This window comes from Paenibacillus chitinolyticus NBRC 15660, assembly GCF_000739915.1.
GTDB classification, from domain to species: Bacteria; Bacillota; Bacilli; order Paenibacillales; family NBRC-103111; genus Paenibacillus_F; species Paenibacillus_F chitinolyticus.
Genome location: NZ_BBJT01000011.1, coordinates 149,434 through 161,740 on the forward strand (window position 1 = coordinate 149,434; position 12,307 = coordinate 161,740).

Annotated in this window: 13 protein-coding genes; 5 read left to right on the forward strand and 8 right to left on the reverse strand. The window is 55.4% G+C overall.

Going from position 1 to position 12,307, the window contains the following annotated elements; translation table 11 throughout:
* Positions 1-51: 51 nt before the first annotated feature.
* Positions 52-783, reverse strand: a complete 732-nt coding sequence (locus PCH01S_RS23170; protein ID WP_042233582.1) for a YutD family protein — start codon at positions 781-783, stop codon at positions 52-54.
* A gap of 32 nt (positions 784-815) precedes the next feature.
* Positions 816-1,934, reverse strand: coding sequence for a lipoyl synthase (gene lipA / locus PCH01S_RS23175; protein ID WP_255246864.1), 1,119 nt, complete (start codon positions 1,932-1,934; stop codon positions 816-818).
* A gap of 23 nt (positions 1,935-1,957) precedes the next feature.
* On the opposite strand from lipA, the gene PCH01S_RS23180 reads away from it, so the two are divergent.
* A complete protein-coding gene (locus PCH01S_RS23180) occupies positions 1,958-2,995 on the forward strand; it encodes a M23 family metallopeptidase (protein ID WP_042233586.1) in 1,038 nt (345 codons plus the stop codon).
* Positions 2,996-3,144: 149 nt separating this feature from the next.
* On the opposite strand, the gene yunB is transcribed toward PCH01S_RS23180, so the two are convergent.
* Positions 3,145-3,957 (reverse strand): sporulation protein YunB, encoded by an 813-nt coding sequence (gene yunB / locus PCH01S_RS23185; RefSeq protein WP_042233588.1) that lies wholly within the window; start codon positions 3,955-3,957, stop codon positions 3,145-3,147.
* A 145-nt stretch (positions 3,958-4,102) separates the two neighbouring features.
* On the opposite strand from yunB, the gene PCH01S_RS23190 reads away from it, so the two are divergent.
* The gene (locus PCH01S_RS23190; protein WP_042233590.1) at positions 4,103-4,591 is read left to right on the forward strand and encodes a hypothetical protein; all 489 of its coding nucleotides are present in this window, start codon (positions 4,103-4,105) and stop codon (positions 4,589-4,591) included.
* A 189-nt stretch (positions 4,592-4,780) separates the two neighbouring features.
* Here the strand turns inward: PCH01S_RS23190 and PCH01S_RS23195 are convergent, their stop codons facing one another.
* Both PCH01S_RS23195 and PCH01S_RS23200 read right to left on the reverse strand, forming a co-directional pair.
* On the reverse strand, positions 4,781-5,602 hold the full coding sequence (locus tag PCH01S_RS23195; protein WP_042233592.1) for a TrmH family RNA methyltransferase: 822 nt from the start codon (positions 5,600-5,602) through the stop codon (positions 4,781-4,783).
* 7 nt (positions 5,603-5,609) lie between these two features.
* On the reverse strand, positions 5,610-6,269 hold the full coding sequence (locus PCH01S_RS23200; RefSeq protein ID WP_042233594.1) for a potassium channel family protein: 660 nt from the start codon (positions 6,267-6,269) through the stop codon (positions 5,610-5,612).
* 114 nt (positions 6,270-6,383) lie between these two features.
* Here PCH01S_RS23200 and sspI point away from each other — a divergent pair, with 114 nt between their 5' ends.
* Positions 6,384-6,587 (forward strand): small acid-soluble spore protein SspI, encoded by a 204-nt coding sequence (gene sspI / locus PCH01S_RS23205; protein ID WP_042233596.1) that lies wholly within the window; start codon positions 6,384-6,386, stop codon positions 6,585-6,587.
* Positions 6,588-6,699: 112 nt separating this feature from the next.
* Here the strand turns inward: sspI and PCH01S_RS23210 are convergent, their stop codons facing one another.
* Both PCH01S_RS23210 and PCH01S_RS23215 read right to left on the reverse strand, forming a co-directional pair.
* Complete coding sequence (locus PCH01S_RS23210) at positions 6,700-7,422, reverse strand: MtnX-like HAD-IB family phosphatase (RefSeq protein WP_042233598.1); 723 nt, start codon at positions 7,420-7,422, stop codon at positions 6,700-6,702.
* 221 nt (positions 7,423-7,643) lie between these two features.
* A complete protein-coding gene (locus PCH01S_RS23215) occupies positions 7,644-8,687 on the reverse strand; it encodes a LacI family DNA-binding transcriptional regulator (RefSeq protein WP_042233600.1) in 1,044 nt (347 codons plus the stop codon).
* Positions 8,688-9,047: 360 nt separating this feature from the next.
* On the opposite strand from PCH01S_RS23215, the gene PCH01S_RS23220 reads away from it, so the two are divergent.
* Entirely contained in the window at positions 9,048-9,773 is a 726-nt protein-coding gene (locus PCH01S_RS23220; RefSeq protein WP_042233603.1) for a response regulator transcription factor, read from the forward strand.
* Between the two features lies 1 nt (position 9,774).
* Positions 9,775-11,271, forward strand: a complete 1,497-nt coding sequence (locus tag PCH01S_RS23225; RefSeq protein WP_042233605.1) for a sensor histidine kinase — start codon at positions 9,775-9,777, stop codon at positions 11,269-11,271.
* Between the two features lie 113 nt (positions 11,272-11,384).
* On the opposite strand, the gene PCH01S_RS23230 is transcribed toward PCH01S_RS23225, so the two are convergent.
* Positions 11,385-12,134 (reverse strand): YheC/YheD family protein, encoded by a 750-nt coding sequence (locus PCH01S_RS23230; protein ID WP_042233607.1) that lies wholly within the window; start codon positions 12,132-12,134, stop codon positions 11,385-11,387.
* Positions 12,135-12,307 lie beyond the last annotated feature (173 nt).

A 12,307-nucleotide genomic window follows, 5' to 3' on the forward strand; every position in this document is an offset into this window, starting at 1 on the left:
TATGCCTAATAAGGAGGAACAGAGGGTTTTGCTTATGCTTGGTACTCTGAATTATTCGGAAGATTCCGGACCGGTTGGCGGAGCCGGAGTTTCGGCCGCTTGGGAAGGCTTAGGACGGTTGTTGTTCTGGTTGTTGTTCTGGCCCTGGCCGCCGCCCTGACGCTGATTGTGCGGCTTGCCGTCGGTCGAACGCTCACCGCGCTGCTGATCCCCGCGGGGCTGTCTCGGCGGACGCGGTTTGCCCTGCTTCTGGGAGACCTGGGCATCCCCACGGCCGCCGTCCTGCTGGCGCTGGGAGCGGTTCGAAGAACCTCTCTGCTCCTGCCGGGATTCCCTAGCCTCCTGCTTATGGTCGGCGCGCGGCTCCCGGGTTTCGCTTTTGCCTTCACGGGACTCCTGCTTGGCCTCCGCTCTGGAAGCGCCCTGTCCCTGGCCCTGATGTCTGGAAGGCTTGGGAGTTCCCTCCGCCGCCGCAGCTTCTTCCTCCGTCTGTTCGGGCGGAGTATGCTTGCCCGGAAGCTTTTCCAGAATAAAATAAGCGCATCCGAAGTTGCAGTATTCGTTCAAATAATCCTGAAGATAGACAATCGAAGATTCCTTGCCCGCTTTGCTGTGATTCTCACGGAAAAATCCTCTGAGGCGCAGCTGACTATAGCCCCAGTCACCCACTATATAATCGTAGCGTTCGAGCACTTCGCTGTAACGGTCCCGGAAAACTTCCTGATTCCAACCGTTCCGGTGTTCGGTAACCAGCTCGTACGCTCTGCCTCCGATATGAATCATGTCCCAATTCCTCCCCTGTATCCCGGCGTCGGTTACGGAGCGGACGTCTGTGAGGCCGATCGAACCTGCTCATGTGCATGGTACGAGCTGCGGACGAGCGGGCCGGATTCCACATGCTTGAATCCGCGCTTCATTCCTTCTTCCTTCAACAGAGCGAACTGCTCCGGCGTATAATATTTTTCTACGGCCAAATGTTTTCTGGTCGGCTGCAAGTATTGTCCGATCGTCATAATGTCGCAGTCGTGACGGCGCAAATCGTCCATGGTCTGAAGGATTTCGTCCCACTCCTCGCCCACCCCGATCATGATGCTGGACTTCGTCGGAATGTCCAGGTTCATCTTCTTCGCCCGCGCCAGCAGCTCAAGCGAGCGGCTGTATTTGGCTTTGGCCCGGACGTGATCGGACATGCGCTCGACGGTTTCGATGTTGTGGTTCAGAATGTCGGGTTTCGCGTCCATCACGATCTGCAGGGAAGCTTCATCGCCCATAAAATCGGGAATCAGCACTTCCACGCCGCAGAACGGCACTTTACTCCGCACGGCGCGGATCGTCTCGGCGAAAATCGTCGCGCCGCCGTCCTTCAGATCATCGCGCGCAACGGACGTTACGACGCAGTGTTTGAGTCCCATCTGAGCGGCGGCGTCGGCTACGCGTTCCGGCTCTTGAAGATCGAGCTCGGTCGGCAGGCCGGTTTTAACGGCGCAAAAACGGCAGGCACGGGTACAAATGTCGCCGAGGATCATGAAAGTGGCCGTACGGTTCGCCCAGCATTCGTGAATGTTGGGGCATTTCGCTTCTTCACATACCGTGTGGAGCGTTTTGGAACGCATCATGTTTTTCAGATCTTTGAAGTTATCGTCGGTGTTCAGTTTTATTTTCAGCCATTCCGGCTTACGCTGTAACGGTTTAGTTGCCATTGCTTGCTCCACCTTTTGTTCGCAAGGGTTGTAAGGCCTTGCGTTTTTTCTTGTAACGTTCCCGATCCGAATACTCGCCAATTCATTCAAGACGAGAAACCTGACGGAAGCCGGGCTTTTTTTATTATAGCACGAATGTACAAACAATCCACGCCGCTTTTCTTCACTTCCGGCCGGGCATTTAATTGGGCCTCCGCGGGATAAATCCACCAAGCCTGTACATCCTAATGTCATCAGCACCAAGAAGAGGTGATTGCATGAAAGGAATACTGCCGTCCAAAAGGCTGCTTGCGGGCTTATTAACGATGTGCCTCGCGGTAGGCCCCCTGACGGCGACGGCAGCCGAGCCAGTCAAGACGCCTCCTCCGGCCGCCAAACCGCAGCAGCCGCCGGATGCCGAGCGCAAAGAGCTCCTGCAGAAAGTAAGTGAAATTACAGGGATACCGTGGCCCCTGCTCGCAGCTGTGAACCGCTATGAATATACGATGAACAAAATCCGCAAAAAAGACGCTGCCGAAAGGCTTATCGACATCGACTTTCCGGAGCTGACCTGGGTCGGCATGCTTAACCCCGACCATGAAGATACCGATCCGGGGAGCATCTCCTTTTTCGGCGGCGTCGGGGTAGACGGTTCGGGCGACGGTCTGGCCGACCGCGGCAACGACCTCGATCGTCTGGCCTCGATGGCAAGGCTGATGCTGCGCCACGGAAACGATCCGGAAGATATCCGCATTTCCTTGTGGGAGCATTATTCCAATACGCGCAGCGTCGAACGCATTGAACAATTTGCGGATATCTTCGAAAAATTCGGGACACTCAGTCTTCACGAGCATGCTTTCCCCCTTCCGGTCAAAGCGGAGTACTCCTACCGCAGCACGTGGGGAGCGAGCCGGGGCTGGGGCGGTTTCCGCATCCACGAGGGGACGGACCTGTTCGCCGGATACGGAGTTCCCGTGCGCAGTACCAGCTACGGCATCATAGAAGTAAAGGGCTGGAACCCTTACGGGGGCTGGCGGATCGGCATACGCGATCTCGATAATATTTATCATTATTACGCGCACCTTTCCGGATTCGATAAAAAAATCAAGGAAGGCGACGTCGTAGCGCCCGGACAAGTCGTCGGCTGGGTCGGCAGCTCGGGGTACGGAAAACCCGGTACCTCCGGTAAATTTCCGCCTCACCTTCATTTCGGCATGTACCGGGACAGGGGCCTGGCGGATTGGCCTTTCGACCCTTACCCGTCGCTGAAGAAGTGGGAGCGCGAGGAGTTCAAAAAAAGAGCGGCGGGGAAATGACCACCTCCCTCTTCCTCTTCCGCCTCCGCCGGCCCCTATGAATCAACAAACAGGCCTTCTCTGAAGAGAGGGCCTGTTCTGTTCCCCGCAAAAAATAGGCGGGCTTAGGAAACATCGGACAATCTCCTTCCAACGGCTTTCCGCCCGGATTACTCCGCCTTTTTCTCCCCCGCTCCCTCGGGCTTGGTTACTCCTTCCGTATGAGCGCCGGGCTGCTGCTTTTCGCCGCTTCCCGCTGTCGGCTGCCCTTTGAGATTCGGCAGCGAAATGCTCGGGGGCACCGCATCCTTGCTCGACCCGACGGGATTCCCTTTGTTGTCGAAATAATACATAGGCACGTCGCCGACAACAAGCGAATAGGAAATCGGAATTTCGGTTTCGACGATTTCGGGTTCGGAATCGAACGGGATGATAACAGAAACCTCGGCGACGATCCGGATATAGACTTCGACGAGAATCATGTTGATGCCCGCGTTTTCATGACGGGTGCTGAGATCCACTTTAACGGCCCCTGCCGGCGTAATCCGGATCGGGATATTCGGACCGAAAGAAGCGAGAATGGCGCTTCCCATCGCCTGCCCGAGAGGGATATGCTCGGGAATCGCCGTCAACCGGTTCAGCTGGCTTTGAACGGCCCCGCGGGTTTCGGCGGTAATCCGCATATGCTCGGAATAATTCAGCATAAAGCCGGATACTTTGCCGCTGCTGTCCGTTTTCCAATCGATCAACTTCTCGAAATCCGTTCCTCTGGAAATCCTATCGGAAATCGCTTCATTAATGGATTCGGTGGCGATCTGCTTGACCCGCACTTTCGCCAGATTCATCAGCGGGGGCTTCAAATTCCGCTCGATCATAATAAACGACTGCAGCGAGACAAGCATAAAAATGAGCAGCACGATGAACAGCCTTTTTTTCCAGCCTTGCTTGCGGGTCGGCCTGCTCTTCCATCTTTGCCGGATCATCCGTGTTCCTCCCTGTCCTGCGGCATTACTACTACCCTATGCGGGCTCGTTTTAAAAAAGAAGGCTCTTCCCGGTTGTGTGTCCCGTTCCGACAGGATATGATACAATCAGCAATTAAATCATGAAAGCTATAACGGAGGCAGCTATGCTCACTTTTGAACAAAAAATCGCCATTATGGAATCTTTCCCGGAACTCCAGCGGAAAAACGTGTCTCTCGGACGTGTCAATTTTCATTACGAAGACAGCGCTTATGATAAAAAAACGGTCGGCTACCATTTTCATCCGAACGGAAACGGGTACATTTACGCCGGACAAATTGAGGGCGCCGAGACGGACGACAAAGGCCTCGTCAACATCCGCGATTATTCGGAAGAGCAGCTTCGAGATCTCGCCGGCGCTGCGATCCGGTCGTTAACCGCCGGCGCGGGAACGTCCGTTACGGCAGATGACAAAACCGGTTCTTCGTTCCCGGACGAACAAACCTGGGTAAATGCAGACGGAAACGTGCTAACGGTCAAGCTGGACGACGAAATGTGGTTTATTCATGCGGGATTGAACCTGGATTCCGTTTTTGAAAGTTACGAAGAAGCGGTGGAGTATCTGGAAGAGGAAGGCTTTGCGCGCAAGAAGTAGTTAGCACCGTCCGTGAACCGTGTTATGTAGGGAAGGTTTGGCGGGATGAACGGGATGACGTTTATAAAAGCGCCATGCAAGCAGACACGTACTCACTTCGCCGCAGCCGGAAAAAAACAAAAAAGAAGAAGATCTTCCTTCCGCAAGGAAAGACTCTTCTTCTTTTTTTCATGTGTTCGAATGAACGGGCTACACGGACGAGCCGGCAAGCCGCTGCCGCGACGCCTCGAAAAGCAGCACCGTCGTCGCCATCGCCACGTTGAGCGACTCCGCCTGCCCCTGCATCGGGATAATCACCCGATGCGTGGCAAGCTCCCCGGCCGCGTCCGATACGCCGCGGCCTTCGTTGCCCACCACGAGCCAGGTCGGGCGGGTCATATCGAGCGCATAGCAGCTCGAGTCCGCCTGCAGGCTCGTGACGACGATCTGCCGGCCCGCCTCGCGCGCGGCCGGCAGAAGCTCCTGCAGATCCGCCTCCACGATCGGCAGATGGAACAGCGATCCCATCGTCGAGCGGATCGCTTTGGGGTTGTACAGGTCGACGGTCCCCCGTCCGAGCACGACCGCAGAGGCGCCGACCGCGTCGGCGCTGCGGATAATCGTGCCCAGGTTCCCGGGGTCCTGGACCCCGTCGACCACGACCACGAGATCGCTGCCGGTATCCGCCAGCAGCGTCTCGGCCGGCTCCGCCGGCTTGTCTACCACCGCGAATATTCCCTGCGGTGTCTCCGTGTCGGTGCAGCGCTCCATGATCGGGCGCGTCACCGAGACGGTCTCTATGCCGGCCGCTTCAGCATGGTCCGCCAGCGTGCCGGGCAGGCCCTTGTCCGCCTCGTACACGAGGGTGCGGACAGGAGCGCCGGCGCGGACGGCCTCATCGACGAGATGAATCCCCTCGATGAGGAACGCGCCCGCTTTCTGCCGGCCTTTGCGGTCCAGCAGGCCGGCCCATTCTTTCACTCTATTGTTTTGCACGGACGTGATGTCCGGCTGATTGTATGCTTGTGCCATGATTGATTTACTCCGAATATTCGACTTCAAAACGTTTTAAATCTTTGTTGTTGCCAAGCACGATCAGAATTTCCCCGGGCTGGATAGGCGTTTCGACGGGCGGAGGAATGATGAGCTGCTCCTGCCTCTTGACGGCGATCACGTTGCACTGAAATTTGGCGCGAAGATCGAGATCCCGCAAATTTTTACCGACCATCCGGTCGTTGGCCTTCATTTCCAGAATGCTGTGTTCGCTCGACAACTCGATATAATCCAGAATATTGGGCGAAATGAGGTGATGGGCAACCCTTTGCCCCATATCCCGCTCGGGATAAATGATTTTGTCCGCTCCGATCTTGCGCAGCACCTTGCCGTGGAGATCGTTAGCCGCTTTAACGACGATGGTCGGAATCCCGATGTCTTTCAGGAGAAGCGTAGCCAAAATGCTGGCCTGTATATTTTCACCGATTGCCACAACGACAACGTCGAAATTGCGTATACCGAGCGCCCTCAAGGCCTCTTCGTCGGTGCAATCCACTTGTACGGAATGCGTGACAACCGTAGATATTTCCTGGATGCGCTCTTCGCTCTGATCCAACGCCAGAACCTCGAAACCGAGTCCCGTCAAGTTTTTGGCTACCGACGATCCGAAACGGCCCATTCCGATGACCGCAAACTGTTTTTTCATGGCATTCCATCCTTACGCTTTAGGATACCTGATTCTGAAGTTTATTATAGCATGATTGCCCCCGTTTTCGAGCATATTAAAGACGAAACCACACGGAAGCGAGGCGTATAAGGCATGATCCTCAGTTTGCGGCAAGCGATTGTTCAGCGGGTCGAAGGAAAGTCCAATGACGAGCTGAAAGAAATCATCGACGATTCCATTGACGGCCAAGAGCAGGCACTTCCGGGCCTTGGTGTTTTATTCGAAGTGATTTGGAAAAACATCGACTCCGAGAAGCAGTCCGAGCTTGTTACGGCATTGCACGATCATTTGACTTAAAACCCGGCTTATCATCGCCGATCTATTCCCGCCCGGGCGGTCGTCAACCGAAAGGCGGCAGCCGCTGTTCGCCAGCCGGCTGCCGCTTTTACTTTTTTTATACCTACGTGGATCAGAATTTACAAAAACTGTGCCCCGCCGGTTCCCTGCGCTCCGGGCTGCCGGTAAGAAAATTTTCTTCTTGTTCCCGCACAACCTTCAAAATATCATGGAACGTGGCAAACGGATAAAAGGAGATTTCCTCCCGCGTCAAATAACGGGCCAGACTGCTGCGGGCAAAAACCCAGTCGGCATAGGCCGAGCCGTATATATCGCTGCTGCCGTCGCCTATATAAATGACCCGGTTGCCTTCTTCTTTCAGCTTGCGCACAACCCCTGATTTGCAGCAGCCGCACCAGGAACAGGCCGGGTTCGTATTTTGCGTTCCCAGCGTGTAAGCGCCGTCCTCCCCGTACTGAATCGGATTGGAAATAACCGAGTCAACGGTTACGTGATTGGCGGCCATGATGCGGTCGATATAATATTTCATTCCGTCGCTGAGAATGGTCACCGGAATGCTTTTGTTTTTACAATACGCCAGAAATTCCTCGGCTCCGTCCCTCAAATTCATGCGGTCGGCGATGGCGTTCACTTCCTTCTGCCGGTCCCCCAGCAGGCCGTAGGACGTGTGGATCCATTCCCGTGAACCGATTTCCTTGTTCAAAAAACGCTCCAGCTCCCCCCGGACATCCGGGCGGTCTTCCACGCCAAGTTCCTTCATCAGGGTCGCCCCTACATCCTGCTCCATCAAAGTTCCGTCAAAATCGGTCACAACGACCAGTTGTCCCTTCTCCAAACGATATCCGCTCCCTTACAGACCCTCTATCCTCCGTTAATCCTGCCGTGCGGGCAGAAGGTTGTCCCTGCTGCCATCGTTGTTTCCGCTCAGGCAGTTAAAGCTGAGAACGGGTCTTTTTTTCTCTATTATAGCATACCGGGATTTAGAGCAGATGAACCGGAACCGACCGGAACGAACAGGGTCCCGCAAAAAGCAGGCTGCTTCTTCTGCCGGATCTCTTAAGCCCCCGGCCGCGGGTTGGAGGAAGCACGGACGACGAGCTTCGTGGAAAGCCGTTCATGGAACGAAACGGGCGGCTCATCCTCTTCCGGAGAAGCGTTAATCCGCTTCAGCAGGGCATCGGCCGCGAGAAGTCCCATCTCGAAGAACGGGACATAGACGGAGGTCAGCGGCGGATCGCTGAGCTTGGCCGCTTCGGAATCGTCGTATCCGACGATGGCAAGATCTTCTCCGGGGACGATGCCCCGTTCCTTCAGGCCCTGCATGAGGCCGACCGCCATCCGGTCGTTCGATGAGAATACCGCGTCGACACGGCCGCCGAGTTCGGCAATCCGTGCCGCCGCCGCGTAGCCGCTTGTCCGGCTGTAGTTGCCTTCCAGAATCAGCTCGGGCTCCGGCGCCAGACCCGCTTCGTTCAAGGCCCGGTAATAGCCCCGCAGACGGTCCGCGCTGTTCGAATACTGCGGCGACCCGTTCAGAAACGCGATCCGCCGGTATCCGCCTTCCAGCAAGTGCTTGACCGCCTCGTAGCAGCCCTGCTCATGGTCGGCGTCCACAACGCTGTATGTCTCCCCTTCGTAATGCTGATTGATCAGCACGAACGGCATTCCCTGACGATCGAGCTCCCGGAACCCTTCCCGCTGTGCGGGCACGTCCAGCGCGCCTAGAAAAATACACCCGTCCACTTTGCGGGAACGGTAAGGCTCCGTGTAATCCACGGATTCGTGGGGAGAACGGAACATGACCAGCATATCGCAGCCGTGCCTGCGGACCCCTTCACCGATTCCGCTCAATATTTCCGAGAAATAATACGTCGAGAACAGGTGCACCTTCGGCACATACGGCAGAATCAGGCCGATATGACCGCTTTTCCCCAGAGCGAAGCTGCGGGCCACCGCATTGGGATGATAGTTCAGCTCCTTGGCCGCCGCCAGTACTTTCTGCTTCGTGCTTTCCTTCATAGGCCCTACATTGTTAAAAACGCGGGAAACCGTCGCTTCGGATACCCCCGCCATCTTTGCCACATCTTTTCTCGTTACCATGCCGCTACCCCCTAGCCGGCGTTCCTTACCGCCCGGTTTCTATGGATATTTCAATGGAAATAGATTGAGTTGGATCGTAATCGCTCCATTTAATTAAGATCGTTATCGCTTATTGTAAGAAATTTTTCGGATAAAATAAATGAACACGCGTTCATTTTCTCATGTCCATCGGCTTACTGTCAATCGGCGGCAGGTGCTTTCCGCCTGCTCCGGCCCTACTTGCACTCGCCTATCCGACCGACTATGCTAAGATTATGCAAGCGCCCTTAAACAAGCCGCGCGTGCAGCTTCGAACAACAATCACGGTTGCGGCCAAAGCCCGCCAGGACAACCGCTTGTCATATAAGGAGTTGAGCGAAAATGAAACTGCTCGTCGTGGAAGACGACCGGTCGGTGTGCGAAATGCTCCGCCCTTTTCTGGAGCGCGAAGGGACCGTTACGTTCGTGCATACGGGCTCCGAAGCCGAATCCCTGATCCGTGAAGCCTCCTGGAACCTGATTATTCTGGACTGGATGCTTCCGAACCGCAGCGGGATCGAGCTGTGCCGGATGATCCGCAAGACACAGGACACCCCCGTTATTCTGCTGACGGCCCGCGGAGAAGAAGGCGACCGCGTACTCGGACTGGAATCCGGCGCGGACGATTACATCACGAAGCCGTTCAGTCCGCTGGAGCTTCTCGCGCGCATCAAAGCGATTATGCGCCGCTATCACAGCGGGCCCGGCAGTATGGCCGACAACGGTGCCGCGGAGTCCGCGTTCCCGGAGGAGCTTGTCGAAGACAACGGAGAGCGGCTCGTCCACAAAGATATCAAAGTCGATACGAGCACGCGAGAGGTCTACGTCGGCCCGGATAAATTCACGAATCTGACGCCCCGGGAATTCGATTTGATCTCCCTGCTCGTCCGCTATCCCAAACGCGTGTTTACCCGGGAGCAGCTTCTCGAAGCTGTGTGGGGGTACGACTTTTACGGGGATGAACGTACGGTCGACGTTCACATCAAGAGACTCCGCACCAAAATCGGCAGCGCCGAGAGGCCGCTGATCGCCACGGTCTGGGGAGTCGGCTACAAACTGGAGGAATAAGATGAAGTTTAGGCTGATTCCGACCCGGCACCGTTTCACGTTTTTTCAGAGACAGTTTGTCTCGCTGCTCTTCCTGTCTCTGCTTGTTCTGGTGCTCGTGAGTTTTATTTTCGTCTATCTGTTCAAGATCCACATTTACGACGAGAAAACGGAGGAGCTCGAGAGCGCCGGTGACACGATTTCGCGGCTGATCCTCCGGGAGGAAGTCGTGCCCGAATTGACGCTGAGCGCCTACCGCACGGTTCTGAGAGAGCGGGGCATTTCCTTTATCGCCATGAATGCGAAAGGGCAGCTTTATTTTAAAGACCAGCGCACCACTCCTCCGACGTTCCGGTCCAAAACGTTTATGGACAGCCTGCTCGCCCAGATCCCCAAGCTTCAGAGCGGCAAAGCCCTGATCGTGGAAGAAAGCGGACCGGACCCCTATCTGGTATATCCGTACGAGCTTAAATTAAAGCATTCCGACGGCAAAAATTATTTGTTTGTCATGTCTCCGGTCAAAGGCATGACGCAGACGCTCTCCCGCGTTTACGAAATGGTCGTGCTCGCCGGTATCGTGGTTTTTGTGCTCGCCATGATCGTCGCGCTTATCGTTTCGCGCAATATGAGCCAGGCCGTCCTTTCGATCCGGCAGGCCACCCGGCGCATCGCCGACGGACGGTACGATACGCGCAGCGATCTCGCGCGGACGGACGAGCTGGGAGATCTCTCCCGGGATTTTAACCGGATGGCGGAACAGCTGGAGTTCACTTCCCACAAGCTGGAGCGTATCGAAATCAAGCGGCGGCGTTTTATTACCGATGTGACGCACGAACTGAGAACGCCGCTCACCTCGATCCGGGGAATTGTCGAAGGTCTGAAAAGCGAGTACATCACCGGACACGAAGAACAGGTCAAATACTACGGCATCATTGAGCAGGAAACGCTCCGGCTTATCCGTCTCATCAACGAACTGCTGGATATGGAAAAAATACAAAACGGTCTCATCACGCTGCGCCGGGAGTATTATCCGTTGAATGATTTGCTTGAAGTGCTGAAGGAGTCCTTCGAATTCCTGATCGGGGACAAAGACCTTCTTCTGGAAATCGACTGTCCTCCGGACACGATGATTTACGGCGATTATGACCGTTTAACGCAAATTTTGATTAATCTGATTAAAAACAGCATCCAGTTCACCTCTCACGGCACCATCCGTATGACGGCGAGACAGACGGAGACCGCAACCGAGCTGAGCATCTCGGACACAGGGCGGGGAATGACCGCCGAGGAGATGGAGCAGATCTGGGATCGTTTCTACAAGGCCGATCCTTCCCGCTCCAAAGACCGGAGCGAAACCGGCCTTGGGCTTTCGATCGTGAAGCGGCTCATGGAGGCGCACGACGCCGAAATACGCGTGTCGAGCGTGCCCGGCCAAGGCACCATATTCCGCCTGCGTTTTCCCGTCAAGCCGGGAAAAGCGGCTCATACGGGAGAGCTGCCGGGAGAAGGAGAAGTCTAAGAGCGGCGGCTTTCGGCGCTTGGCCTATTCTTCTCCGCTGCTCGTTCTTACCGCTTCTTACGATGCTCTTCCAACCAAGACGGCCCGGCTGACACTGCCCGGCCGTTTCTTTTTCATTTGCGTTTGTTGTACTTGTAGTACCGCAGTACCTTCGCGTAGATCCGCTTATCCTTCAGGACTTTAAAAATATACGGGTCCGGCTTCGTATTCACTTCCAACACCCACGGCTTAAGTTCCTGATCGACAGCGACATCCAACCCGATTTCCCGGATACCCGGATACTTCGAATGGAGAGCGAGAGCAGTACTGTGAGCCAGCCGTTTAAGCCTGGCTTTGAAGCGCTTCAACTCTTTGGCGCCAAAATAGGGGCTGAGTAATGTCTCAACGGAACGCAGCTTTCCTCCGCTATGGTAGTTCGTAACCACCTTGCCGGTTTGGGACACTCTGCCGATCATTCCGCTTACTTCCCACTGCCCCCCCGGCTTGGTCTGCACTATGACCCGTAAATCGAACACGTTCTTGTCATGCTTCAGCATGCGAATGCCCTTTTGAGCCAAATATTTGCGCCCGTCCGTTGCCGTCTTCAGCGATTGATACAGGTCCTCGTAAGTTTGAAAGCTTCGGGTCGTCTTCAGGTGCCGATACCGGTAAGGCTTGGCGTCTTGTTCGTTGTAATCCACCCGCATTACGCCCCTGCCGAACGTCCCGCAGTCGGGTTTTACGTACACCATGCGATATTTGTCCAACATATCACGCAGCGATTCTTCCGACAGGATCCGTGTAGGCGGTATATGAGGACGCACGGCCGTGCTGTGCAGGACAGCCTCCGTTTTTACCCACTTGCTCAGGACATATCTTCTCATCCTGTGCCTCCTCCTATCCATCCGCAGACGTGCCTGCTAGAACAGATTATTCAAACCTGCCAATAGCTTATGAGGCTGGGCCAAGGATCGTCACGGACAAACGCCTGACGGCGGGAAAAGGCAACCTTAAGGGCCAATTTTCCGTTAGTAAGAAAAAGAAGCGAGGTGAACCC